This window comes from Curtobacterium sp. GD1 (genome assembly GCF_020882855.1).
Classification (GTDB): Bacteria; Actinomycetota; Actinomycetes; order Actinomycetales; family Microbacteriaceae; genus Curtobacterium.
Genome location: NZ_JAFEVQ010000028.1, coordinates 25,120 through 49,466, shown reverse-complemented (window position 1 = coordinate 49,466; position 24,347 = coordinate 25,120). Strand labels below are relative to the sequence as shown.

Here is a 24,347-nt window from a genome sequence, read left to right as displayed (position 1 = left end):
GTTCCGAGCGACCCCCGAAGCCGTCGCAGCCGAAGCAGTCGTGGTGGTCGTGGTGTCAGCCATGTTCGTTCCTTCCGTTGACCCGCCGGGCGTTCCCAGCGGTTGCTGTTCACGGATGAGACGGGGCCCACCAGACGGAAGTCACACCCGGCTCGTGCTGTTCAGCGATGTCCCAGGAACGGGGTCGGACGACGGGGTTCTTGTCCCCCGCCGACGACCGCGGCGGCACCTGGCGCGCAAAGCGGCCGCAGCGTCGCGCGGGCTGTCCCGTTCCCGCGCGATCCCGGGTCCGCACGGGCCCGGGCGTGCGGAGCGCCGGCGACGGGAGTAGCGGCTACAGGTCCTGCAGTCGGCGGCCGGTGATGCCCTCGTTCCACCGCGTGACCGAGCCGCTGACGACCGACTCGTGGTGTCCCGCGTGCCCGTCGGCGAGTCCGCAGCGCCACCGGTCGAAGACGCTGAGGCACGGGATGCGGGGAAGCCGGTCGGACCCGGTGCCGCTCGGGACCGGGTCGGCGGAGTACGTGGCGTTGCTGTCGTCGATCATTCCGCGGAGAAGACGACGCGACACCCGGTTCCGTCACGAAACGGTCGGCCTCCGGTCCGCCCGGGCGTTTCGCCGCCGGCCGGTGCAGGGTGGACGGACCACGACCGGACGGCGACCGTGGACGACGACCGGAAGGCGGGGATGGACCACGACGATCCCCTCCTTCGTGCGGAGGACGCCACCCTCGTGGTCCGTGCCGTCGAGGGCGACGTGCACGCGTTCGAGGTCCTCGCCCGGCGCCACGGCCCGGTCATGCGCCTCTACGCCGAGCAGATGCTCGGTTCGAACGTCGAATCGGACGACGTCGTGCAGGACTCCTTCCTGACCGGCTGGCGTCGACTGTCCGACCTCAACGACCCCGCCCGGTTCCGTCCCTGGGTGATGCAGATCGTCACCCGGAAGGCGCTCGACCGGCTCCGCCGACGACGACACCACGACGACGTCGACACCGTGCAGCACCCGGCCGAGGTCGCTCGGCAGCCGGAGCGTATCGTCGAGACGCGGATGCAGCTCGACGCGATGTGGACCGCGCTCGACCGCCTCCCCGCAGACCAGCGGCGTTGCTGGCTCCTGCGTGAGACGGCCGGCTACAGCTACCAGCAGATCGCCGACGAACTCGAGCTGCCGGTGTCGACGGTGCGTGGGCTGCTCGCTCGTGCCCGTCGGTTCCTGACCGTGGAGATGGAGGCATGGCGATGAGCGACATCGACGATGTCCCCGTGCCCGAGGACGACCTCGACGGCCACACGATGGAGGAGCTCGCGGAGTACCTCGATCGTGGCCGGTCACCACGCGACCCCGCCATCGAGGGCTCTGCCTCGTGCCGTCTCGCCCTGTCGAACATGGAGCGGCTGCGCGAACTCTCCCTCGGCGCCCTGCAGCACCGGGCCGACGCCGAACCGGACCGCGAGACCGACTGGGTCGACCGGTTGCTCGCGACGATCCGCTCCGAGGTCCGCCCCGGTCGGGACGTGCCCGTCCCCCACCCCGATCCCCGACTCCGCCTGTCCATGACCGAGGCCGCCGTCCGTGGACTGGTCCGGCGGACCGGCGACACGATGGGCGGGGTCGTGATGGGCAGCTGCACACTCGACGGTGAACTCGGCGACCCCGGGGCCCCCGTCCACGTGCGCGTGACCGCCGGACTCGTCTACGGGGCGCCCGCGGACGAGACCGCCGACCGCCTCCGGGTGCGGATCGCCGCGGCGCTCGCACGCCACACCACCCTGACCGTTGCGTCCGTCGACGTGGTGTTCGACGACGTCTACCTGCCGTAGGAGCCCGACGTGAGCGACGAAGCGCTGTCCCGAGCCCTCACCGACCGGATCCGGGGCGTCCCCGGCGTCACGGGCGTGTACCCGACGAGGCCGATCGTGCACGCGGCCGCGGAGGCCGTCGCATCGACCTTCGCGCTGCAGGAGCCCGACGTGCTCGTCGACGTGCACCGCGACGGCTCGGCGCTCCGGATCGGGGCGGGGATCGCCGTCGACGACGCACGTCCGGCACCGGAGACGGTCCGTGAGGTGGGCGAGCGCATCCGCGACCTGGTCGACGAGCGGACGGGCGCCCCAGCCGACCTGGTCGAGGTGACGATCCGGCTCGTCGAGGGCATCGGCGGACCGGTCGACGAGTCGGCCGGTCCCGATGCGGGCGAGCCCGCCGCGACACCCGGCTGACGGGGGCCGTGCGGCCCTCGACGCACCGAGGACGGACGGGAGGCGCGGTGCGGGCCCGCACCGCGCCTCCCGTCCGTGCCACGACCGGGCGTCCGCATCGCGTTCTGGATCGCGCAGGTGCGCGCCGGCACAGCCGGACGAGGATGAGTCCCGATCACCCCGTCGAGGAGGCGAGCGCGATGATGCGGACCGACGACGATCCCCTGCAGACCGATCCCGAGCACTACCGGCTGCTCTGGGAGAACGAGCACGTCCGCGTGCTCGACTACACCGACGTACCGGGCGACCGGACCCACGTGCACCGACACCCGGCGAGCGTCATGGTCACGCTGACGGGCTTCGATCGCCGACTGGTGGCCGACGGGAGGGAGCTCGACGTGGCGTTGCCCGCCGGGACCGCGGTGTGGCTCCCGGCGCAGCGACACAGCGGGCGGAACACCGGGTCCACACCGACCCACACGATCCTGGTCGAGCTCCTCGACGTGCCGGTCGAGGGCCCGGACCCGACCGTGCTCGGACCGGGCCCGAGCCAGAGTTGAGCGTGGTGTCCCAGCCGGCCGACACCGTCGCTCAGGGGGCCGCGGGGACCTGACGGACGGTCGCGGCGGCGCCGGGGGTGGCCCAGACCGTCCCGTCGGCGGTGAACGCGAGCACGTCGACGTCGGCGTCGCTCGTGAGCCGCCGGAGGTCGTCCTCGTCGCCGGCGACGACCGCGGTCGCGAGGACGTCCGCCGTGACGATGTCGTCGGCGATGACCGTCGCCTGGACGAACGTCGGGGTCGCCCGGCGCCAGATGTGCTCGCCGCGCTCGGCGGTGCCGGAGGTCGCGACCGCACGACGAGGTGCCTCGAGCCGGACGACGCCGACGACGGTGTCCCGGTGGGTCGGGTCGACGACGCCGACGCTCCAAGGGTCGTCGGCGCGGTGGTGTCCGCGGACGAGCACGTCGCCGCCGGCGCTGACCATCCAGTCGCCGTCGCTGCTCGCGGCGTCGAGCACGGCTCCGGCGTCGCGGATCGCGAGTGCCTTGACGACGCCGGAGAGGTCGATCTCGCCGTCCGGGCGGTGCGGGGTGAACGCGCCCCCGGTGCGCTCCCGCCAGTCGAGCGCGAGCGCGTAGACGTCACGCACCTCGGACGGGGTGTCCGCGAGCCGGACCGAACCGTCGGCGACGCGGCTGAGGACCGACGACGGGTCGTACAGGCTGTAGCGGTGGTCGTAGCCGGCGAAGACGGCGCGCACCTCGGATGCGGCCTCCGGGGTCGCTCCCCGGAGGCTCACGACGGTGCCCATCGTCTCGAAGGTGGTGACGCCGCTCACAGTCCGGCCCTGTCGATCGCGGACTGGAGGGACGTCGTGTAGCCCTCACTGGTGAAGGTCGCGCCGCTGACGGACTGGATCTGCGCGGACTGCGCCTGCAGCGCCTCCTGGCGGAGGATCGGGGCCGCCTGCTGACTGATCTGCACCGACCGCCCGTCGCTGTTCGTGAGCTGCAGCGCGGTGACGTCGGTGATCGTCCCGTTCGCGACGGTGATCTGGACCTGCACCGGGCCGTACCGGGTCTGCGTCGTGTCGCCGGTGAAGGTGCCGGAGGTGGAGGACCCGCCGGTGCTGCCGGTGCCGGTGCCGGTGCTGCCGGTCGTGCCGGCACCCGACGTCGTGCTCTGCTGTGCCGGGGCGGTGACCGCGGCCTGGCCGCCGAGCTGCCACCCGATGACCAGGACCGCGATGGACGAGACGACCCCGCCGGCGATGACGCGTGCTCTCATGCTTCGAACCGTTCCTGGTGGATCTGGTGCTCCGGGACACCGGCCGTTCGGGCTTCGCGGACGACCAGATCGGACCAAGCGCGCGGCCCGCACACGTACAGGTCGGACTGGAGCAGGTTCGGGAACACCGACCGGAGGGAGACCCCGCGCCGGACGTCCTCCTCGGTCATCCAGCTCTCGCGGGAGCGGGACCGGTGACCGACCATCGTGTACAGCCGGCTGCCCGTCGCCTCGGCGAGGTCGGCGGTCTCGTGCCACAGGTACTGCTGGTCGGCGTCGGTCCCGCGCAGCAGCACGGTGGCCTCACCCGGACGGAGGTCGGTGTCCTCGAGCAACGACCGCACGGGGGTGATCCCGATGCCGGAGGCGACGAGGGCGAGGTACGGCGCGGTCCGAGCCCGGCTGGTGAACAGGCCGTAGGGGCCCTCGAGGGAGACGAACGCACCCGGGGTGATCCGGCCGAGTCGCGCGGAGCCGGCGCCGAGGTCACGCACCGTGATCCGGGCACGATCGCGGCCGGGGACGGCGGAGAACGACACCGGGTGGGCGTGCCACCAGGTGCGGGCGGTCCAGAAGCGCCACACCCCGTACTGCCCGCCCTCGGTCCCGAGGCGGTCGAGGTCCCGTCCGGCGAGGTGGATCGACACGACGCCCGGTGCGATGGGCTCGACGCCGACGACACGGATGCGGTGGCGGAGCGTCACGACGAGGGGCAGCGCGAACCGGTACAGGGCGATCAGTCCGAGGGCCAGGACGTACAGCGCGATCCAGTAGACCCGCTGCCACGTGCCCTGCGCGAGGACGCTGCCGACGCTGAGCATGTGCGGCAGCGCGACGAGCACCGCGGCGTAGCTGAGGAGGTGGATGACGTGCCAGGCCTCGTACGGCAGGCGACGGCGGACCGCGACGAGCGAGGACACCACGACGGCGACGAAGAGTCCGAGTGCGAGGTAGGCCAGCGGCATGTCCGGCGTGGAGAAGAGCGCGATCGTCTCGGCGATCGGCCCGGTGCCCGCCGAGGCGCCGTACCCGAGGGTCAGGAGCGCTCCGTGCGCGAGCAGCAGGTACAGCACGGGCTTCCCGAGCGACCGGTGCACCGCGATGGCGTTGTCCTGGCCGAAGGTCCGGTCGATGAGCGGCACGCGCGCGGCGAGCACGAGCATGACGAGCACGAGGTCGGTCGCGACGAGTCCCGCGACGATCCCGGCGTCGGTGAGCCAGCCGCCGATGCCGACGACCGTGTGCGATCCGGGCGACACGAGCCAGAGCATGACGGCCACGGCTGCCGAGACCCAGGCGAGGATCCCGAGCAGGTCGGTGACGGCGTTGCGGCGGCGTCCGGCTCGGCGGCGACGACGGGCCGCGACCTCGAGGGGTTCGTCGTCTCCGATGGGTCTCGGAACGGGACGAGCAGTGGGGCGAGCGGTGTCGATCATCGGCTCGTTCCTCTCCAGCATGTGATCGGGTGGCTCACAGCATCGGCATCGGAGCTATGGAGGAACCCGGAACGGGACGTGCGCTTCGTTCGAGACCTCGAGTGATCGGCGCCGGCGTCGGATCGGCGTCAGGTCGCGGGCAACCGGACGGTCGCGATCGCGCCGCCGTACTCACCGTTCTCGCCGTTCTCGCCGTTCTCTCCGTTCTCTCCGTTCCGGAGCGACGCCGATCCACCGGCGCGCTCGGCGATCCCGCGCACGAGCGCCAGACCGAGTCCGCTGCCACCGAGCACCGCACGCCGCGCACTGTCCGCCCGGGCGAACCGCTCGAAGGCCTGGGGCAGGAAGTCCTCGGGGACACCGTGACCGTCGTCGACGACGGTGAGTTCGAGCGCGTGCGATGCGTCCTGGGCGAGCGTCACCCGGATCACACCGCCGTCGTCCCCGGCGGCTATCGCGTTCGCGACGAGGTTGTCGACGATCCGGGCGAACGCGGCGGGCTCGAGCGCGTACCGCTCGTCGGGGGCGTCGAGCGCCACCGTGAAGTCGATGTCCCGGTCGACGGCGCCGCCGAGTGCTCGCGCGCGGTCGATCGAGCCCATGAGCTCCGTCACGAGCGCGGCCGCCGGGGTCGACGGCGCGGGACCGGACTCGTCGAGCCGGCTGAGCTCGAGCATCGTGTTCGCGAGCGCCACCAACCGCGCAGCGTCTCCTTCGGCGCCGCGCAGCTCGCGTTCGAGGGCCTCGGCATCGCCCGACGAGCGGTGCGCGAGTTCGAGCCGAGCGGTCAGGGCGGCGAGCGGTGTCCGGAGTTCGTGACTGGCGTCGGACACCATCCGCCGCTCCCGCTCGGCGTTCTCGCGCTGCCGGTCGATGAATGCGTTGAGCGTCCGGGCGAGGGCGGCGAGCTCGTCGTCCGAGCCCCCGACCGGCAGGTGGCCGCCCGCGGTCCCGGCGCTCAGGTCCTCGGCGGTCCGCCGCATCCGCCCCACGGGTCGGAGGGCCAGCGTCGAGAGCAACCAGGCTGTCGCCGCGAACGCCACGAGCGCCAGGACCGTCCCGACGACGAGCGAGCGGTCCACGCGCTCGAGTGTCTCCTGCCCGGCACGGCCGTCGTGCGCAGCCCAGACAACGGAGGAGCCGTCGTCGTTGGTGACGGGCACCCCGACGACGGTGACGAGCCGGTGCCCGGTGTGCAGACGGAGCGTGACCTCGTCCTCGGGGACACCGGACGGCAGTGCTGCCCGGACGTCGCGCGGCAGGGAGTCGACGAGCCACGAACCGGAGGAGGTCCGGATCCCGACCAGGACGTCCTCGGCGGGGCGGTCCGGCGCCTCGTCCGGGTTGTGGCGGAGGTCGGAGACGAACGGCGCGGCGTCCCCGGCGGCGAGGGACTCGTCGGTCGCGATCGTCGCCCGCTCGATCTGCACGTGGAGCACGACCGCGATCCCGGAGAGGACCACGGCGCCCACGACGAGGCTGCCGAGCGTGATGCGCGCGCTGATCGAGAGGCGGCGGAGGAACCTCATGCCGTCGGCACGACCTCGAGCGCGTAGCCGACGCCGCGCACGGTGCGGATCGCGACGTCGGCATCCGCCGCCTGCAGCTTCTTGCGGACGTAGCTCACGTACTGGTCGACGATCGTCGGGTCGAAGTGCTCGGCGCTCCCCCAGACCTCCTCGAGGACCTCGGCGCGGGTCCGCGGTGCCGGCGAGCCCTGGATGAGGAACCGCAGCAGCGAGAACTCCTTGACGCTCAGCGGCAGGTCACGCCCGCGCACGGCGGCGCGGACGGCGACGGTGTCGAGTCGGACCGAGCCGGCCTCGACGACCGTCGCGGTCCCCGCCGCGCGACGGCGCAGGTGGGCTCGGATGCGGGCGTTGAGCTCGGCGATCGCGAACGGCTTCGTGAGGTAGTCGTCGGCGCCGGAGTCGAGCCCGAAGACCCGGTCGTCCACCGCGTCGCGCGCCGTGACGAGCACGACCGGGAAGTCCTCGCCCATCTCGCGCAGCCGACGGCAGACCTCGAACCCGGACATCTCCGGGAGCATGACGTCGATCGCGGCCGCGTCGAAGGACTGCGCGCGGGCCTGGACGAGCGCGGCGACGCCGTCGGACACGACGGTCACGGCGTGCCCCTCGCCGACGAGCCCGCGTTCGACGAGCACACCCATCTCGGGGTCGTCCTCGACCACCAGGATGTTCGCCATGTCACACCACCCCGCTCGTCCCGAGGAGCGACCCGATCGCGAACGTCGCCGCGAGGGCGAGCGCTCCGCCGAGGACGACGCGGACGGTCGCGCGCCGCACCGATCCGCCGCCGATCCGCGCACCGGTCGCGCCGGTCAGCGCGAGGGCGAGGAGGACGACGACGAAGGTCACCGGGACCCGCACCGACTCCGGGGGCAGCAGGATCGCGAGCAACGGCAGGACGGCGCCGACGGAGAACGCAGCGGCCGATGCGAACGCCGCGTGCCACGGGCTCACGACCTCGTCCTCGTCGATCCCGAGCTCGGTCGTCAGGTGCGCGCGGAGGGCGTCACGCTCCGTGAGCTCGGACGCCACGGTCTCGGCGGTCGCCCGCTGGAGCCCGCGTGCCTGCCACAGCTGCGTGAGCTCCTCCAGCTCGGCGACCGGGTCCTCCCGCAGCTCCCGGCGCTCCTTCTCGATGAGCGACCGCTGGCTGTCCTTCTGGCTGCTCACCGACACGTACTCCCCGAGCGCCATGGAGACCGCGCCACCCACGAGCGCGGCGATCCCGGCGGTCGCGATGGCGGGCACCGATGTCGACGCCCCGGCGACCCCCACGACGATCGACGCCGTGGACACGATGCCGTCGTTCGCGCCGAGCACCCCCGCGCGGAGCCAGTTCAGGCGCGCTGCGAGGTCGCCGTCGTGCGCCTCACCGGGGTGGGGTTCGGGTGCGGTCATGGTCCTGATCGAACCAGGTCGTGCCCGTCGTGTTCGAGCGCGGGGTCGTGTTCGTGTGAGGTTTCGAACGATGCCGGCGCCCGGAAGCGCTTGGCTGGAGCCACAGCGCCGGTGTCGATCGGCGCACGATGCGGAAGGCCGACATGGACTGGCAGTTCGGCGGGATACCGCTCCACCCCCTCTTCGTCCACCTCACCTCCGTCGCGGTCCCGGTCGCGGCCCTCACCGCGATCGCCGTCGCCGTGTGGCCGGCAGCGCGACGGTGGCTCGCCGTCGGTGCGCCGGTCATCGGGCTGGTCGCACTGGTGTCCGTCCCGCTCGCGACGTCCTCCGGCGAGTGGCTGGAGCACCACGAGCAGGAGACCGCGTTGCTCGAACGGCACACCGAGCTCGCCGACGGGATGCTCCCGTGGTCGATCGCGGTCTTCGCGCTCCTGACGCTCTGGTGGGCCTGGCACTGCTTCGGGACCGCCCGGGTGACGAGCATCGGCGTGGTGCGGGCCGTCGGGATCGTCGGACCGGTGCTGCTCGTGCTGGTCGCCGTCGTCTCGATCATCGAGGTCGTCGTCATCGGCCACGCCGGAGCTGAGTCCGTCTGGAAGGGGTAGGAGGCCGCTGTGTCCGTCCGGCACGCTCACCAGCCGAGATGGGCGTCGCGTCGCGAGCCGCCGTGGTCGTGCGCTCGCTCGCGCTCCGCTGCTGCTGCCAGCACGACGGCGGGTGCTGACCGAGGCACCACGCAGAGCGGAACGGACGAGCGGTGCATGAGCGACTCGCCGACCGACCCGCCGAGGAACGCGCCGACCGCCGAACGGTGACGCCGGCCGACGACCACGACGGAGGCCGTCGCAGCCGCGCGCGCGAGCGTCTCGGACGGTCTCCCCTGTCGGAGCTCGCCCCGCATCCGGAGATCGGGGTGCGACCGGCTCACGGTCCGGATGGCCGCGTCGAGCTCGAGCTGCCCCTCGTGCTCCCACCGCGGCCGGTCGCGCTCGAGGTACACGGCACCGAACGGGGAGACGCTCGTCGGCGGCTCCCACGCCCGCACGAGGACGAGTCCGTCCCTGCACCCCTCCGCGAGCTGGGCGGCGAACGCCAAGGCCGTCCCCGCGGTGCGACCGTCGACCCCCACCACGACCGCGTCTTCGTCGCGTCCGGCCCGCCATCGCTCGGGGACCACGACGACGGGGACGGCGACGCGCGCGACGATCCGCTCGGCGACCCGACCGGTGAGTGCCGCCCACACACGCTCCGAACGGCGTCCGCCGATGACGAGCACGTCCCCGTCCGTCGCGTCGACGAGCAGTCTGGACACGGTCGGGCCGTCGACGACCTCACGGACGACGCGCAGGCGCGGGTGGCGATCCCGCAGCCGGTGCTCGGCGATCGTGAGCCGCCCGGTCGACCGTTCCCGGGACTCACCGGCCCGCTCGTGCACGGTGAGGAGCCGGACGACGTCGTCGTCACGGACGGCGACGTCGAGCCAGTCCAGACCGTTCCAAGACGCATCGGAATCGTCCACCGCGACGATCCATCGAGTCGGTTGTGGCATGAGCGGTCCTCTCGTCGGCAACGGTCACGACGATGCGCTGTGCGATCGCCGGCGGCCAGGCCGTTGGTCCCCCGAGCCTCCGAGGTCGGCTCGCCGCACGATGCCAGAGGACCTTCGTCCCTGCCCCGGCCCCACCGGGGCACCGTAGCGTCGCGTCGACCGAAGCGGTGCGAGCCGCTGGCGACGCACCGTGCAGCCGCCAGGAAAGGAAGCGATCATGACCGCGTACACCGTCGCCATCGACGACTCCGTCGCCGGCTGGAAGACCGTGGACTGGGCGGTCGACGCCGTCGACCCCGCGGTCGACGACGTGCGACTGCTGACCGTCAGCGAGTTCTTCGGCGAGGCGCTGACGCGGTCGGAACACCGGCTCGACGCCGCCGAACAGCGCCTGCGTACAGTGCACCCGGGACTCTCGGTCACACACGACGTCACGGGCGGCCCGACCGCCGACCGGCTGGTGGCGGACGCCGCGCTCGGGGACGTCCTCGTGATCGGCGCACCGCAGGTGCACACCCTCACCGCGGCCATCACGGGGCGGGTGGCGGAGCGGATCGTGGCGCACGCAACCACGCCGATCGTCGTCGTCCCCGAGGAGTGGGAGCGCAGCGACGGGCCGGTCGTGGTCGGCGTCGACGGCCGGTCCGCCGCGTCCGCGCTCGCCTGGGCCGCAGACGCCGCCGAACGACGCGGCGCGGACCTCGCCCTCGTCCGGGCGTGGGCGGTCCCGACCGCGATGGCACCGTACGCCGACATCTCCCTCGAGGAGGACCGCGTGCTCTGGTCCGACGAGGCCGACATCGAACTCCGCGCGGCCCTGCGGGCGGTCGGTGGGGCGCACCCTGCGCTGCGCGTCGACGGGTCGTCGGTCGAGGGCCAGCCGCGCGACGTCGTGCTGCAGTCGTCCCGCGGCGCGTCCCTCGTGGTCGTCGGACGGCGCCACCGGACCGCCCTCGGCGGCTTCCTCGCCGGGTCCGTCGGCGAGCGACTCTTGCACCGCGGGCACGCGCCCGTGTGCATCGTCCCCCAGCCGCGCCGGGTGGCCGGGTCCGACGACCGCACACGCGAGCCTGCACACGCCGAGGCGCGGTGATGCGCGACGGGAACGCCGTCACGACCGAGCACATCGTCGTTGGCGTCGACGAACACGACGCGAGCGACCGCGCGGTCGACTGGGTCGCGCTCCGTCGGGTGATCCCCGGCAGTCGCATCGAGGTCGTCACGGTCGCGAACGGCTGGGGCGGGGACGTGCCCGCGCTCGACCGACGACTGCACCGGGCGACCGAACGCCTCACGGGTGCGCACCCCCGGGTCGAGGTCACCACGGCCACGCTCTTCGGGGCGCCGGACCGCGTCCTGGTCGAGACCGCGGCCAGGGCCGATCTGCTGGTCATCGGCTCCCGACGCCAGCACCGCGTCCGCACCGCGCTCGACGGCTGGATGCCGGAGCGCGTCCCGACACTGTCGACCGTCCCGACGGTCGTCGTCCCCGAGGACTGGCGTCCGACCCACGGCGACGTCCTGCTCGGCGTCGACGACGCGAGCGGTGACACGGCGCTCCGCTTCGCCGGCGCGCAGGCGGTCAGGGACCACCGGCGCTTGACCCTGGTCCGGGCGTGGAAGGCCCCGGTGAGCGCCCGGGTCGGAGGGCTCAGCGTCCTCGAGGACCCGGACCTCATCCGGGAGCACGCCCGCAGCGTGCTCGTCGACGCCGAACGACTCCTCCACATCCGGTTCCCCGGTCTCCGGCACCGACCCGTGCTCGAGGAGGGTGATCCCTCGGAGGTCCTCGGGCGACACGCGAGCGAGGCCTCGGTGATCGTCCTCGGACGACAGCACCGCTCGGTGCTCGGCGGGCTGTTCTTCGGGTCCACCGCGCACGAGCTCATCGCCGCCTCACGGACTCCGGTGTGCATCGCGCCGCTGCGGACGCCGACCCCGGACGGGCGATGACGACGCCGTCCCCGTCGCGATGACCCGCGCGGCCGCACTCCGCCGACGGAGTAGGTTCAGCCGGGACTCCGCAGGGAAGGGGGGCCCGACGATGCCCGACGAACTCGCGTTCCCCGACGGCCCCCGCTCCGCGCTCGAACGCACGATCGAGGAGCTCGTCGACCGTGCTCAGGACGTGCTCCGCACCCAGGGGCGCCTCCGACACCTGCTCGCCGCCAACCGCCGCATCGTCGAGCACCTCGACCTCGAGGACACGCTCCGGTCGGTCGTCCACGCCGCCGTGGAACTCGTCGGCGCCCGGTACGGAGCACTCGGCGTGATCAACCCGGACGGCACCGCCCTCGAACGGTTCATCCACGTCGGGATGGACGCCGAGCTCGTCACACGCATCGGCCACCCCCCGCACGGCGAAGGGCTCCTCGGTGCGGTCGTCCACGAGCACACGGCGATCCGCATCGACTCCATCGCCGGGGACCCGCGCTCGGCCGGGTTCCCCGACGGGCACCCGCCGATGGAGGGCTTCCTCGGTGTCCCGGTCCGGGTCCGGGACACCGTCTACGGCAACCTCTACCTCGCGAACCCGTCACGTAATCGGTTCAGCGACGAGGACGAGGAGCTCGTCGAGGCGCTCGCCGCCACCGCCGGCGTCGCGATCGACAACGCCCGCCTCTTCGACGAGGCACGACAACGCGAGCGGTGGACGACGGCCGCCGCCGAGGTGTCGGCTGCACTCGTCGGCGACGAGACGCTCGAGGACGTGCTGACCCTCATCGCCGACCGGGTGATCGCCTTCGTCGACGCCGTGCTCGTCTCCGTCGTCGAACCGCGCAGCGCCCCGGACACGATCCACGTGGCGGTCGCCGTCGGCACGGGTGCGGCCGGGGTGCAGGGTCGGGACTACCGTGCCGACGGATCGCTCGCCGGACGAGCCATGGCGACGGGGTCGGTGATCGCCGACCCGACCGGTGCCGATCTGCCCGCCTACGACTGGGCGCCCGCGCTCGGCCCGACACTCGCCGTGCCGCTGCGTGACGGCAGCACGCCGCTGGGCGCCCTGATGATCTCCCGAGGCCCCGGCGCCCGGCCGTTCTCCGAGACGGAGGCCGAGATGGCCGACGAGTTCGGGCGGCAGACGAGTGTGGCGCTCGCCGTCGCACGGGGACGGAAGGACCGCCGCCTGCTCGAACGGGCCGAGGACCGCGGTCGGATCGCCCGGGACCTGCACGACCACGTCATCCAGCGGCTCTTCGCCGCAGGGTTGTCCCTCCAGGCGACTGCCGAGCGTGCTCCGGAACAGGTCCGCGAACGCATCGACGCGCAGGTGACCATCATCGACGAGGCGATCGGGGAGATCCGGACTGCGGTGTTCGCGCTCGGGACCCCGGACCGCCATGGACCACGTACCGCTCGCGACCGGTTGCTCGACGTCGTCGCCGAACTCGGGCCCGCGCTCAGCACCGCACCGCGGATCGCGTTCGCCGGCCCGGTCGACACCGTGGTCACCGGTGACCTGGCGCTCGACGTCGCGGCCGTCGTCCGCGAGTCGCTCGCGAACGTCGCCCGACACGCACCCGAAGCGAGCTGCCGGATCGAAGTCTCGGTCGATGACGAGGCCGTCCAGGTCCTGGTCGAGGACGACGGGCCCGGGCCCGGCGACCACGGGCGACGGAGCGGCACGGCGAACCTCGCGGCCCGAGCGCGGTTGCGCGGGGGCGGGTACCGCCTCGACGAGCCTCCCGAGGGCGGCACGCGCGTCCGGTGGACCGTCCCGGCCCACTCCGGAACGGAGCGACCATGACCACACGGGTGTTCCTCGTCGACGACCACGAGATCGTCCGCCGCGGCGTTGCCGACCTCATCGACGCCGAACCCGACCTCGAGGTGGTGGGCGAGGCCGGAACGGTCCGCGACACCGTCGGACGCGTCGCCGCGACCCTGCCCGACGTGGTCGTCCTCGACGTCCGGCTCCCCGACGGCAGCGGGATCGACGCCTGCCGCTCGGTCCGTTCCGCCTTCCCGGACATCGCCTGCCTCATGCTGACCGCCTACGACGACGACCGCGCGATGCAGGCCGCGATCCTCGCCGGCGCCGCGGGCTACGTGGTGAAGGACATCCGGGGACAGACCCTGCTCGAGGACATCCGTCGAGTCGCCGCGGGTCGCCGACTCCTGCCCGCCGCGACCGTGCCGGCGACCGTGGAACGGCTGACCAAGGACGTCCGCGATGACGTCCCGGAGCTCACCATGCGCGAACGGCAGGTCCTCGAGCTCATCGCCGGCGGCCTGACGAACCGGCAGATCGGCGACCGGCTGGGCCTGGCGGAGAAGACCGTGAAGAACTACGTGTCCGGGTTGCTCGCGAAGCTCGGTCTGGAGCGCCGGACGCAGGCTGCGGTCTACGGCGCCGACCACGGGGTCCGCGACCGCCGAAGCTGAGGCCGCGGGACCATCGACCCTGCCACGACGACGCCCCGGCGGCGATGGTGGTCACCTCGCTGACCCGCCGAGGGGACGATGCCATGACCACGACGCTGGACCGCACCGCGACGACCGCCGCAGGAGGACGCGCCGCATCGCGCGCAGCCTGGTCGTCCCTCAGCACCGCCGGTCGGGCTCGACTGCTCGCGGAGTGCAGTGGCATCGCGGTCGCCGGGACCGGTCCGTCCGGCCGCGCCGTCGGCCCGCAGGACGCCCGGTCGCAGGCGGCGCACGACCTCGGCGGCGACGTGCGCTCCCGCTGTGATCGCGTCCTGCACGACGTGGCTGCCCACGCCGCGGCGCTCCCGGCCGGCTCGGTCCGGTCCACGCGTGTCCGCACGGAACTCGTCGTCGACGCCGGCTTCCCCCTCGAGCTCGCGACGCTGCACCTCGCCGCGGCGCTGATCGCCGACGAGACCGTCCTGCTGGGCCTGTGCGGCCACGTGACGGCGGGCACGCTGCGCTACGTCCGAGCCGTGGCGGCGCTCCTGCCCGGGGGTGTCCTGCGCATCAGCCGCGGCGACCGGCTGGTCAGCGGTGGCACCGACCGCGTGGTCTGGCTGTCGTCGGACTGCGTCACGGACCGGTCGCCGGTGACGCGCGGCCTCGCAGTCGTGGCGGCGATGACGACCTCCCGGCAGATCGTCGACGGGACCTCCGACCCTGCCCGTCGCGCCGCGGCACCGACATCGTGACCGTGCGGGCGCCGACGCGGCGAGGGACAGGTCGTCCCGTCCCGCACCCACCGGAAAGGTCGACCATGCAGGCAGCAGTCGTCCACGAACTCGGGCAGCCCCTCGTCATCGAGGACCGCCCCCTCCCGGACCCCGGCCACGGGCAGGTGCTCGTCCGGATCGAGGCGTCGGGGCTCTGCCACACCGACATCCACGCGGCGCACGGCGACTGGCCGGTCCGCCCGACCCCGCCGTTCGTCCCCGGACACGAGGGGGTCGGCATCGTCGAGGCGGTCGGGCCCGACGTCACCGACCGCCGGGTCGGCGAGCGGGTCGCGCTGCCCTGGCTCGGGCACGCGTGCGGCACCTGTCGCTACTGCGTCGACGGTCGCGAGACGCTGTGCGAGCAGCAGGAGAACACGGGCTACTCGATCGACGGCGCGTTCGCCCAGTTCGCGGTGGCGGACGCGGAGTACGCGGTACCGGTGCCCGCCGGGGTCGACCCGTGGGACGCGGCACCGCTGACCTGCGCCGGACTCACCACGTACAAGGCGCTCAAGGTCGCCCACGTCGCACCGGCCGAGACCGTCGCCGTGTTCGGCGTCGGCGGTCTCGGCCACCTCGCGGTGCAGTACGCCCGGGTCTTCGGCGCCGACGTGATCGGGGTCGACGTCGAACCGGAGAAGCTCCGACTCGCACGTGACCTCGGCGCCGACCACACCGTCGACGCATCGTCCGGCGACGCCGCGGCGCAGGTCCAGGAGCTCGGCGGCGCCGACGTCGCCGTCGTCCTGGCCGCGTCCGCCGCGGTGTTCGAGCAGGCCTTCGCGTCGCTGAAGCGCGGCGGTCGACTCGTCTGCGTGGCGCTGCCGGCGGACGGGACGATGTCCGTCCCGATCTTCGACACCGTCCTCAAGGGCATCTCGATCATCGGGTCGATCGTCGGCACGCGGCAGGACCTCGCCGAGGTGTTCGCACTGCACGCGGCCGGTCGAACCCGTGTCGTGTCCGTCCGCCGCCCGCTGGCCGACGTGAACGACGCGATGGCGGACGTCCTCGCGGGACGTGTGCCGGCACGCATCGTCTTCGAGCTGCCGGCGATCGAACGCGAGGCCGTCGTGCTCCGACCCGACGAGCGGGTCGGACGATGACCACCGCCCCGCCGCCGGACCACGTGCCGGACGACGAACTCGTGGTCCGGCTCGACGCCGACCAGTGCTGGGAACGGCTGCACCGCTCCCGTACCGCGCGCGTCGCGTTCCGCACCGAGGAATCGCTCGAGGTGATCCCGGTCAACTACGTGGCCGAGGACCGACGGCTGGTGTTCGCCACGTCGAGCACCGTCATCCTCGACGCCGTGCACGCCGGCCGCGAGATGGTGGTGGAAGCCGACGAGCACGACGGCTGGACCGCCTGGAGCGTCGTCGCGAAGGGCACCGCCCACCTACCGGACACGCGCAACGCCAGCGCCCAGCGGCTGCGGTCGATGCTCGCCACCCCGAAGCGCGCGACGGTCGTCCTGGAGCCCACCTCGATCACGGGACGGCTGTTCGACCAGGCCGCCCCGTGAGTCACGTCCGCGAGGGACGGCGGGACCGGATCCTCCGGGCCTGGGCAGCAGAGCACTCCCTCGACGCCAGCTCCCTCGACGTCGCGCTGCGGAACGGTCGCGTCGTGCTCACCGGCGACGTGGGCTGCCACAGCGACCGGGTGACCGCCGTCGGACTCGCGGAACAGTGCGTGCCGATGCACGCGATCGAGAACCGGATCGTCGTCCGTCCGTACGCGTGCGACCCCGAGGAGACCGACGCCGACGTCCGGAGCCGGGTCGAACGCGTGGTCGGGCTGGTCGTCCCGCGGGCCGCGGTGGCCGTCCACGTCCACGACCACGTCGTGACCATCGCCGGGTCCGTCAGCTCCGTGGCGGAACGCCGCGCGGTGCACGCCGCCGCTGCCCGGTGCGGCGGTGTGCACTTCGTCATCGACCAGCTGACGGTCGCCCCGGTCGTCGGCTGATCGGCGTCAGCCCTGCTCGAGCGGGACGACGCACAGCGCCGTCGTCGACTCCGCCATCAGGTCCTGCGCGACCGATCCCAGGACCTCGCCGCCGAAGGTGGACCGGTGCCGACGCCCCACCACGACCAGCCCGTGGTGCTCCGCCGCCACCGCGACCGTCCCTCCGGGGGCGCCGCGGAGCAGTTCGGTGCGGACGATCAGCGCCGGCGAGGCGGCAGCGATGCGGGTCACGACGTCGTCGAGCACGGCCTGTGCGGCCGCCCGTTCGACGACCGGTGACTCCACCACGGCGGCGACCACGGGCGGGCCGACCGGCGCGGACTCCTGCCACGTGTGCACCACGCGGAGCACCGCACCGTGCCGACCGGCCTCGGTGATCGCGAAGTCGACGACCTCGTGAGCGGTGTCCGCGTCCACGGCCAGCACGACGTCGGCGTCGAGCTGGCCGCTCGGCCAGTCGTCCGGCACGATCACGGTCGGCACGTGCGATGCCCCGGCGATCCGGTCGGGCAGCAGCCCGGTGAGCGCGGACTGCAGGCGCCGACGACGGTGGCTGCCGACGACGAGGAGGTCGTCCGACTGCGCGGCGCCGACGAGCGCGTCGACGATCGGGGCCGGCGGTGCGTCGAGCTCGACCTGGATCCCTGGCGCCGACTGCAGCAGGAGGGAACGTCCCGCCGCCAGACGGTGGTGGGTCCACCCCTCCTCGGGCTCGAGCGGGTCGACCGCGCGCACGATGCGGACGCGGCAGGCGTGCCTGGCTGCCCGTTCCGCGACCCACCGGAGCGCGGTCCAGCTCGCCTCGTCGTCCAGGCCGATCGTGATCCGTTCGACGTCGTCGTGCATGGTCCGCTCCGTCCGGTCCGACGGGCGGCCGCCCGTCGTCGAGACCGTACGTCCGCCGCCGCGCTCGACCGAGAGCCGAAGGTCCCTGCGCGGGTCGGATCGCCGACCACCCGCGACCGTCGGCTCGGGAGGGCGTCGCTCCGCGGGACGTTCGGCCCTGCTCGACCGCGCCCTCGCCGGTTAGCGTCGCCTCGCGCGCTGATCGCGCGCAGACCGCACGCCGCGTGCGCGCGGTCCCGGAGGAGCAGGAGAACACCATGTCCGTCGAACGGATCCTCGTCGGTCTCGACGCGTCTCAGGCCAGCTGGACGGCACTGCGGTGGACGGCGAAGCGCGCCGCCGAGAGCCCGGCGCGGGTCCGGATCGTGCACGCGCTCGAGGCGGCCGACACCGACGTCCTCGTCGTGCGCGAGCGCCTCGCCGAGGCCGCGGCGTTCGTCCGCGGCACCGCCCCGGGAACCGTCGTCGAGACCTCCGTCGCACGCGGCTTCGCCGCCGACGCACTCGTGGACGACACGGCCGACGCGGACCTCCTGGTCATCGGGGCGCACCGGTCGCGCAGGGTCCGCTCCGCGCTGACGGGGTCGCTCCCGGAGCGCATCGCGACCAGGGCCCCCGTGCCCACCGTCGTCGTACCGGACGACTGGAGCCCGGGCAGCGGTCCGGTCGTCGTCGGCATCGACGCCGACACCGCCGAGGCGGCGCTCGGGTTCGGCCTGCGCGAAGCCCGACGGACCGGGCGTTCGCTCCGGGTCGTGCACGCGTGGCGCGTGACGGCGCCCGTCGCGGCACGTCCCGTCGCGCTGCTCGAGGACGCGTCGAGCACCGACGAGCAGTCCGCGCGCCTGGTGCTCGGCGAGGCCGAACGCGAAGCCGCGCGGCGGGAGCCGGCCGTGTCCGTCCGCTCCACGCTCTGGGAGGGCGACGCCGGTGAAGCACTCGCGGCGGCCGGCGTCGAGGCGACACTGGTCGTCGTCGGCCGGCGGCACCGCACCACGATCGGCGGCGAGCTCTTCGGGTCCGTCGCGCGCGAGATGATGCACCGGTCGGCGACGCCGGTCGTCGTCGTGCCGGTGTCGGCCGACTGACGGGACCGCCTCGGTCGGACCATCGGCGCTGCCGGCCGGACGCTGCGCTCGCGGGGTGCGCGGTGGTCTCGCTCCGCGATGGACGGGAGGCGCGGTGCGGGCCCGCACCGCGCCTCCCGTCCGACGGTCCGCACGCCGTCGTGCGGACCCTCCTCGGTGCAGACGCTTCGGGCCCGTTAGCCGAGCTCAGTGTCGGACCGCCTGTCCGTCCAGCGGCAGGGTCGACGGTTCCGTCGGGCCGTTCGTCGCCGCGACCACGCTGGGTTCGCAGAGCCGGACGATGAGGATGATCGGCCCGACGACGGGCAGGAGCAGCCAGAACAGGTTCTGCCACCGCCGACCGGCGTCCCGCAGCCGCCGCACCGTGACGGCGAGGGTCGGGACGAGCACGACGACCGACCACACACCGGACAGTGCCGAACCGATCATCACGGTGCCTGCGGGCGTCACCACGTTCGCCGCACCGAGCGCGGTGCCGACGACGGCGCTGAAGAGGAAGAACCACCAGAACTCGGGTCGCACGGCACGACCGGTGAAGTCCGCCGCCCCACGGACCACCGACCGGACGGCTTCCCGGAGGTCGATCGTCGGCCGGCGGACGGCTTCGCTGTGCTCGGACATGGGGCACTCCTCGGGTCGGTGCGCGCCCTCGTCGCCGGATGCGTCGGGCTCCGGGCGAGTGCGTGCTGGCCAGCGACGGTACCCACCCGTGACGGTGCCGACCAGGGTCCTTCGTCCCGGCCCTGACGAGGTGCCCGGGGCGAGCCAGGTCGTCGACCGACCCCGCGGACTGGTCCGGGCGGGCGGTCCGTCCCCGTCCGGCGAGTGGACGCAGGGTCAGGACCCCACCGACACCTCCGGCGCAGGAGCATCGTGCACCACCGGATCGCCCACCGCCGTCACGAGGGCGCGGAGTTCGGCGAGCATCACGAGTTGCTGGTGGTTGATCCGGAGCAGCGCCTCGATGTCCACCTTCGCGGCCGCGTTCGTGTCGAAGTCGTGCTGCGCCAGCGCGGCGGCGATGCCGTCCTGCCGTTTGGCGGCGATCAGCAGGATGGCGCCCTGCAGGCCGGCGAGCATCGAGAGGAACAGGTTCAGCAGGATGTACGGGTAGGGGTTCCACCGGACCGCGGCCGTGTTCACCGCCGCCCAGACGAGCATGAACGCGACGAACCCGCCGACGAACCCCCAGCTCCCCATCCCGTTGCGCATGGCGTCCGCGGCGCGCTCGCCCCGCGACAGGGTCGAGTGGTGACGCTGGTGCCAGGTCGAGCGAGGGTCCGCGCGGGCGCTCGTGGTCGGGATGTCGGTGCTGTCCATGGACGAGGCCTCTCGAGGGCGGTTCGGGTCCGGACGGACCCACCGCCATCCCAACCCGTGCAGCCCGGGTCGACCAGGGCCGAACGTCCCGACGCGACCGGTGACGGACGGGAGGCGCGGTGCCGGCTGGCACCGCGCCTCCCGTCCGCTGGGTGGTCGCGTCGCGACCCGGTGTCAGCGAGCCGTCGTCACGCGCGTCCGTCTGCCGCAGCGGGGTCGGCGGCGTGCGCCGCGTCCCGGCGCTCGGTGGCGTCGAGGGATCCGAGCAGGCGGAGCGCGTCCGCCGTCGGCGAGCCCGGTTCGGCCGTGTAGAGCAGGAGGCTCAGCGCCGGGTCGCTCATCAGGCGGGAGCCCTCGAACAGCAGGTCGAGCGCACCGACGACCGGGTGCACGAAGCGCTTCTCGCCGGTGCCGTGCCGGCGGACGTCGTGCGCACCCCACTTCGTGCGGAACTCGGGGCTGCGCGTGGAGAGCTCGCCGACGAGGTCCTGCAGCTCCCGGTCGTGCGGGTCGTGCCCCGCGGCGGCCCGGAGGATCGCCACGCTCTGGTCGGCGGCGAGGTCCCAGTCCGGGTAGAACGCGTCCGACCACTCGCGGTCGAGGAACGCTGCGCGGGCGAGGTTCGGGCGCTCGGCCTTCCGGAAGAGGTCGGCGTAGAGGGCCCGTCCGAGCGCGTTCGCGCCGAGCACGTCGAGGCGGTCGTTGCGGATGAACGCCGGTCCCCCGGTGAAGGCGTCGAGCGCGTACTGCAGGCCGGGACGCAGCGTCTTCGGGGTCGTGGACCGGCGGCGGGCGGCCCGCACCGGAGAGGCGTTCGCGGCACGGGCGAGGTCGAACAGGTGGTCGCGTTCGGCGTCGTCGAGGAGCAGCGCACCGGCGATCGCGTGCAGGACGCCCTCGGACACCCCGGAGAGACTGCCGCGCTCGAGTCGGGAGTAGTACTCGACGCTCACGTCGGCGAGCATCGCCACCTCGCCGCGGCGCAGGCCCGCGACCCGCCGGTTCGCTCCTGCGGGCAGGCCGACCTGCTCGGGGCGGACGCGGGCGCGCCGGCTGACGAGGAAGTCCTTGACGTCGTCGTGGTTCGTGCTCATGGACGGGGACTGATCCGGACGGTCGCCGAGGTCGGTCCGTCCTGCAGCATCGGGGGCAGGTACTGGCTGCCGGCGTACTTCGCCTCGTAGGCGGCGTCGATGCGGCTGTTCAGGTCGGGGCCGACGGCCTCGAAGGCTGCCTCGTGCTCGGCCCCGGCGGTGCGGATCCTGCCGGCACCCTGCTCGACGGCGGCCCGGAACCACCGGGAGCGCCGACCGTTGTAGGCGCGGGCGTACAGCTCGCCGTCGACGACCACGGACCAGATCCACGTCGGCGTGCCGTACGTCGTGCCGTCCCCCCGGAACGGGCTGACGTGGAGGTCGTCGCTCGCGCCGATCGCGGCGATGGTGTCCTCGTCCCAGTTCGTCATCGGGTCACCGGCCCGCGAGGTCGTCGTCGGAGACGTGCTCGAGCCAGGTGGTCGTGGTCGACGGGTCGTCGGCGCTCTCGAGCATCGCGAAGTGTTCCATGAAGGTGCCCTCGGCGGAGGCGTGGAAGTGCTCCTCGCTCGGTGAGACGTACACGGTGTCACCGGGACGCGCGGTCACGACCTTCCCGTCGCGGGTCCCGAAGCGCGCCACGCCCTGGGTGACGCGGAGGAACTGGCCGCGGGCGTGGGAGTGCCAGGCGGTGCGGGCACCGGGGGCGAACTTCACGAGCGCGAGCGTCGCGCGCTGGTCGCCGTCCTGCGGGGTGACGATCGGGTCGACCCACACGTCGCCGGCGAACTGCTCCGGTGGGTTCTTGGCGGTGGGCTGCTTCGGCAGGATCTCCTGCGGCATGGGTTCGTCCTCTCTCGGCGGGTGGTCGTGTGCCCGCTGCGTCCGACGCTACGACCGATGGCGGTCGGGAGGGATGTCCTGACAGGGTGACCTTGTCGGTCTAGCGTTGCGAACATGGGCAGTGACGCACCCCGGACGACCGGTCGCGGTGATTCGACGCAGCAGCTGTTCCTCCGCCGCAACCGCGTCCGACTGCAGTCCCTCGTCGACCGGGTCGTGCCCGCCGACGAGTACCCGTCGGCGTCCGAGGCCGGCGCGCTCGAGTTCCTGGCGTCGGTCCTCGACGAGCGTCCGGACTGGCTCGACCGGATCCGTGCGGTCGTGGACGGCCACGACCAGGACGACGACCCCGACTGGGCGTGGTTCGCGGGGATCGTCGCCGCCGGCTACTACGCCGACGCGGGCAACGGCGGCAACGCCGGCGAACGCTCGTGGGAGATGGTCGGCTGGCAGCCCGAGCCGCCGGCGGGGTGGAGTGTCCCGGTACCGGTGCCCACGGCGCAGCCGGTGGTGGTGCGCCCGGCGGAGTTGGCCGAGCGGTACGACGCGATCGTCATCGGTTCGGGGGCCGGTGGGGGTGTCGCGGCGTGCGGGCTCGCCGAGTCCGGGCGCCGGGTCCTCGTGGTCGAGGCCGGGTCCTGGCCGGGCACCGCCGACCTCGCGCAGGACCACATCCGCAATCCCCGGTCGACGTGGGGGCTCGCACCGCGGTCCGGTCCCGTCGACCTCGGCAACCCGCGCGTCATCGCCTCGCCCGAGGGAGACCGGGTCGCCCGGCCGTCCGACTGGGACTGGCACAACAACGCCGTCACGGCGGGCGGTGGCACGAGGGTCTACGGCGCGCAGGCGTGGCGGTTCGCCCCGAGGGACTTCACGATGGCCACCGACCACGGCGTGCCGGACGGCAGTGCCCTGGCGGACTGGCCGATCGGCTACGCGGACCTCGAGCCCTGGTACGAGCGGGCGGAGTGGGAGCTCGGCGTGAGCGGCGACGGCGACGGTCCGTGGGCCGGTCCCCGCACACGGGCGCTGCCGATGCCGGCGGTGGCGGCGGGACCCGCGCGGGAGCGGTTGGCGCGGGCCGCGACCGAGCTCGGTTGGTCGACGGTGCACGTCCCGCTGCTCGTCAACTCGGTCCCCTTCCTCGGGCGGGGAGCGTGCGAGCAGTGCGGGATGTGCGTCGGGTTCGCCTGCCCCGTCGACGCGAAGAACGGCAGCCAGAACACGATGCTCCCCCGGGCCGTCGCCACCGGCAACGCGTCCGTCCTCCTCGAGACCCGGGCCGCGCGGATCCGGACGGACCGGTCCGGCCGCGTCGTCGGGGTCACGCTCGTCGGGACGGTCGACGGCGTGGACTGGCGTTCGGACGTCGACGCGGCGGAGGTCGTCGTCGCGGCGGGAGCGGTGGAGTCCGCCCGGCTCCTCCTCAACAGCCGCAGCGAGCAGGAGCCGAACGGGCTCGGCAACGGCCAGGATCAGGTCGGACGGCACCTGCAGGGGCACCGGTACGGCGGCGCGATGGGCATCTTCGACGACGTCGTCGAGGACGGCCTCGGGCCCGGGCCGTCCATCGCCACGACCGACTTCCGGCACGGCGTCCCCGGGCAGATCGGCGGCGGGATCATCGCGGACGAGTTCGTCGCGACTCCGTCGAACACCTACGCGTACCTCACCGGGTTCGGGCTCCTCCCCCGTGCGGGCATCGACAGCAAGCGCGGGATGCGCGACCTCGCCCGCCGGAGCATGCGACTGATGGGGCCGATCCAGGAGGTCACGTCCGCCGACTCCCGCATCCGGGTCGACCCCGCCGTCACCGACCGGTGGGGCGTCCCCGTCGCACGGTTCAGCGGTGGTCCGCACCCGGAGGACACCCGTGCCCGAGACCACACCAGTGCGCGGAGCGGGGACTGGCTCCGGGCCGCGGGTGCGACGCGGGTCGCCGAGATGCACGGGGAGCTGACCGGGACGAGTGGTGGCCAGCACCAGGCCGGGACCCTCCGCATGGGCGACGACCCGCGCACGTCGGTCGTCGATCCGTTCGGCCGGGTGTGGGGACACGACAACCTGCGCGTCGCCGACGGGTCGGTGCACGTCACGAACGGCGGGGTGAACCCGGTGCTGACGATCTTCGCGACGGCGATGCGGACGATCGACGACCTGGTCCGGTGACGTCGGGCGTCCCGTC

General features: G+C 73.4%; 29 protein-coding genes. 15 read left to right on the top strand and 14 right to left on the bottom strand.

Annotation, left to right across the window (positions count from 1 at the left end):
• Window positions 1-334 precede the first annotated feature (334 nt).
• The gene (locus tag JSX79_RS14670) at window positions 335-547 is read right to left on the bottom strand and encodes a hypothetical protein (RefSeq protein WP_071303181.1); all 213 of its coding nucleotides are present in this window, start codon (window positions 545-547) and stop codon (window positions 335-337) included.
• A gap of 117 nt (window positions 548-664) precedes the next feature.
• Between JSX79_RS14670 and JSX79_RS14665 the strand changes: the two genes are divergently transcribed.
• The 4 genes from JSX79_RS14665 (at window position 665) to JSX79_RS14650 (ending at window position 2,762) form a co-directional block, all read left to right on the top strand.
• Entirely contained in the window at window positions 665-1,246 is a 582-nt protein-coding gene (locus JSX79_RS14665) for an RNA polymerase sigma factor (protein WP_229086817.1), read from the top strand.
• Window positions 1,243-1,824 (top strand): hypothetical protein, encoded by a 582-nt coding sequence (locus tag JSX79_RS14660; protein ID WP_139219831.1) that lies wholly within the window; start codon window positions 1,243-1,245, stop codon window positions 1,822-1,824. The genes JSX79_RS14665 and JSX79_RS14660 overlap by 4 nt, the downstream gene beginning before the upstream one ends.
• Window positions 1,825-1,833: 9 nt before the next feature.
• Complete coding sequence (locus JSX79_RS14655; RefSeq protein WP_229086816.1) at window positions 1,834-2,223, top strand: hypothetical protein; 390 nt, start codon at window positions 1,834-1,836, stop codon at window positions 2,221-2,223.
• A 143-nt stretch (window positions 2,224-2,366) separates the two neighbouring features.
• Window positions 2,367-2,762: a cupin domain-containing protein gene (locus tag JSX79_RS14650; RefSeq protein WP_229086815.1), complete on the top strand. Its 396-nt coding sequence runs from the start codon at window positions 2,367-2,369 to the stop codon at window positions 2,760-2,762.
• Window positions 2,763-2,793: 31 nt separating this feature from the next.
• Here the strand turns inward: JSX79_RS14650 and JSX79_RS14645 are convergent, their stop codons facing one another.
• The 6 genes from JSX79_RS14645 to JSX79_RS14620 form a co-directional block, all read right to left on the bottom strand.
• Entirely contained in the window at window positions 2,794-3,543 is a 750-nt protein-coding gene (locus tag JSX79_RS14645) for an FAD:protein FMN transferase (protein ID WP_229086814.1), read from the bottom strand.
• Window positions 3,540-3,992: an FMN-binding protein gene (locus JSX79_RS14640; RefSeq protein ID WP_229086813.1), complete on the bottom strand. Its 453-nt coding sequence runs from the start codon at window positions 3,990-3,992 to the stop codon at window positions 3,540-3,542. The genes JSX79_RS14645 and JSX79_RS14640 overlap by 4 nt, the downstream gene beginning before the upstream one ends.
• A complete protein-coding gene (locus tag JSX79_RS14635; protein WP_229086812.1) occupies window positions 3,989-5,428 on the bottom strand; it encodes a ferric reductase-like transmembrane domain-containing protein in 1,440 nt (479 codons plus the stop codon). The genes JSX79_RS14640 and JSX79_RS14635 overlap by 4 nt, the downstream gene beginning before the upstream one ends.
• A gap of 128 nt (window positions 5,429-5,556) precedes the next feature.
• A complete protein-coding gene (locus JSX79_RS14630) occupies window positions 5,557-6,957 on the bottom strand; it encodes an ATP-binding protein (protein WP_229086811.1) in 1,401 nt (466 codons plus the stop codon).
• Window positions 6,954-7,637: a response regulator transcription factor gene (locus JSX79_RS14625; RefSeq protein WP_070418878.1), complete on the bottom strand. Its 684-nt coding sequence runs from the start codon at window positions 7,635-7,637 to the stop codon at window positions 6,954-6,956. Before JSX79_RS14625 ends, JSX79_RS14630 begins: the two co-directional genes overlap by 4 nt.
• 1 nt (window position 7,638) lies before the next feature.
• Window positions 7,639-8,358, bottom strand: coding sequence for a VIT family protein (locus JSX79_RS14620; RefSeq protein ID WP_229086810.1), 720 nt, complete (start codon window positions 8,356-8,358; stop codon window positions 7,639-7,641).
• A 143-nt stretch (window positions 8,359-8,501) separates the two neighbouring features.
• Between JSX79_RS14620 and JSX79_RS14615 the strand changes: the two genes are divergently transcribed.
• Window positions 8,502-8,966, top strand: a complete 465-nt coding sequence (locus tag JSX79_RS14615) for a DUF2231 domain-containing protein (protein WP_229086809.1) — start codon at window positions 8,502-8,504, stop codon at window positions 8,964-8,966.
• A 26-nt stretch (window positions 8,967-8,992) separates the two neighbouring features.
• On the opposite strand, the gene JSX79_RS14610 is transcribed toward JSX79_RS14615, so the two are convergent.
• Window positions 8,993-9,880, bottom strand: a complete 888-nt coding sequence (locus JSX79_RS14610) for a universal stress protein (RefSeq protein WP_229086808.1) — start codon at window positions 9,878-9,880, stop codon at window positions 8,993-8,995.
• A gap of 247 nt (window positions 9,881-10,127) precedes the next feature.
• Here JSX79_RS14610 and JSX79_RS14605 point away from each other — a divergent pair, with 247 nt between their 5' ends.
• From JSX79_RS14605 to JSX79_RS18740, 8 genes are all read left to right on the top strand, one after another.
• Window positions 10,128-11,003, top strand: coding sequence for a universal stress protein (locus tag JSX79_RS14605; RefSeq protein ID WP_229086807.1), 876 nt, complete (start codon window positions 10,128-10,130; stop codon window positions 11,001-11,003).
• Window positions 11,003-11,863: a universal stress protein gene (locus JSX79_RS14600; RefSeq protein WP_229086806.1), complete on the top strand. Its 861-nt coding sequence runs from the start codon at window positions 11,003-11,005 to the stop codon at window positions 11,861-11,863. The genes JSX79_RS14605 and JSX79_RS14600 overlap by 1 nt, the downstream gene beginning before the upstream one ends.
• Window positions 11,864-11,954: 91 nt before the next feature.
• Entirely contained in the window at window positions 11,955-13,661 is a 1,707-nt protein-coding gene (locus tag JSX79_RS14595; RefSeq protein ID WP_229086805.1) for a GAF domain-containing protein, read from the top strand.
• Complete coding sequence (locus JSX79_RS14590) at window positions 13,658-14,299, top strand: response regulator transcription factor (protein ID WP_229086804.1); 642 nt, start codon at window positions 13,658-13,660, stop codon at window positions 14,297-14,299. Before JSX79_RS14595 ends, JSX79_RS14590 begins: the two co-directional genes overlap by 4 nt.
• Before the next feature lie 83 nt (window positions 14,300-14,382).
• Window positions 14,383-15,036, top strand: a complete 654-nt coding sequence (locus JSX79_RS14585) for a hypothetical protein (protein ID WP_229086803.1) — start codon at window positions 14,383-14,385, stop codon at window positions 15,034-15,036.
• Between the two features lie 65 nt (window positions 15,037-15,101).
• Window positions 15,102-16,166: an alcohol dehydrogenase AdhP gene (gene adhP / locus JSX79_RS14580; RefSeq protein WP_229086802.1), complete on the top strand. Its 1,065-nt coding sequence runs from the start codon at window positions 15,102-15,104 to the stop codon at window positions 16,164-16,166.
• Window positions 16,163-16,585, top strand: coding sequence for a pyridoxamine 5'-phosphate oxidase family protein (locus JSX79_RS14575; RefSeq protein WP_071303192.1), 423 nt, complete (start codon window positions 16,163-16,165; stop codon window positions 16,583-16,585). The genes adhP and JSX79_RS14575 overlap by 4 nt, the downstream gene beginning before the upstream one ends.
• Entirely contained in the window at window positions 16,582-17,031 is a 450-nt protein-coding gene (locus JSX79_RS18740) for a BON domain-containing protein (RefSeq protein ID WP_229086801.1), read from the top strand. The genes JSX79_RS14575 and JSX79_RS18740 overlap by 4 nt, the downstream gene beginning before the upstream one ends.
• A gap of 6 nt (window positions 17,032-17,037) precedes the next feature.
• Here the strand turns inward: JSX79_RS18740 and JSX79_RS14565 are convergent, their stop codons facing one another.
• The gene (locus JSX79_RS14565; RefSeq protein ID WP_229086800.1) at window positions 17,038-17,877 is read right to left on the bottom strand and encodes a universal stress protein; all 840 of its coding nucleotides are present in this window, start codon (window positions 17,875-17,877) and stop codon (window positions 17,038-17,040) included.
• A 257-nt stretch (window positions 17,878-18,134) separates the two neighbouring features.
• Between JSX79_RS14565 and JSX79_RS14560 the strand changes: the two genes are divergently transcribed.
• A complete protein-coding gene (locus JSX79_RS14560) occupies window positions 18,135-18,965 on the top strand; it encodes a universal stress protein (protein WP_229086799.1) in 831 nt (276 codons plus the stop codon).
• Window positions 18,966-19,151: 186 nt separating this feature from the next.
• Here JSX79_RS14560 and JSX79_RS14555 read toward each other — a convergent pair whose 3' ends face one another.
• The 5 genes from JSX79_RS14555 to JSX79_RS14535 all read right to left on the bottom strand — a co-directional run bounded on the left by JSX79_RS14555 (window position 19,152) and on the right by JSX79_RS14535 (window position 22,162).
• On the bottom strand, window positions 19,152-19,586 hold the full coding sequence (locus tag JSX79_RS14555; protein ID WP_083414041.1) for a DUF805 domain-containing protein: 435 nt from the start codon (window positions 19,584-19,586) through the stop codon (window positions 19,152-19,154).
• Between the two features lie 216 nt (window positions 19,587-19,802).
• Window positions 19,803-20,285: a DUF1003 domain-containing protein gene (locus JSX79_RS14550; RefSeq protein WP_229086798.1), complete on the bottom strand. Its 483-nt coding sequence runs from the start codon at window positions 20,283-20,285 to the stop codon at window positions 19,803-19,805.
• Between the two features lie 188 nt (window positions 20,286-20,473).
• Complete coding sequence (locus tag JSX79_RS14545; protein ID WP_229086797.1) at window positions 20,474-21,379, bottom strand: helix-turn-helix transcriptional regulator; 906 nt, start codon at window positions 21,377-21,379, stop codon at window positions 20,474-20,476.
• Window positions 21,376-21,750, bottom strand: coding sequence for a DUF2255 family protein (locus tag JSX79_RS14540; RefSeq protein ID WP_229086796.1), 375 nt, complete (start codon window positions 21,748-21,750; stop codon window positions 21,376-21,378). The genes JSX79_RS14545 and JSX79_RS14540 overlap by 4 nt, the downstream gene beginning before the upstream one ends.
• A gap of 4 nt (window positions 21,751-21,754) precedes the next feature.
• Complete coding sequence (locus JSX79_RS14535; RefSeq protein WP_229086795.1) at window positions 21,755-22,162, bottom strand: cupin domain-containing protein; 408 nt, start codon at window positions 22,160-22,162, stop codon at window positions 21,755-21,757.
• A 114-nt stretch (window positions 22,163-22,276) separates the two neighbouring features.
• Between JSX79_RS14535 and JSX79_RS14530 the strand changes: the two genes are divergently transcribed.
• The gene (locus JSX79_RS14530) at window positions 22,277-24,331 is read left to right on the top strand and encodes a GMC oxidoreductase (protein ID WP_229086794.1); all 2,055 of its coding nucleotides are present in this window, start codon (window positions 22,277-22,279) and stop codon (window positions 24,329-24,331) included.
• Window positions 24,332-24,347 lie beyond the last annotated feature (16 nt).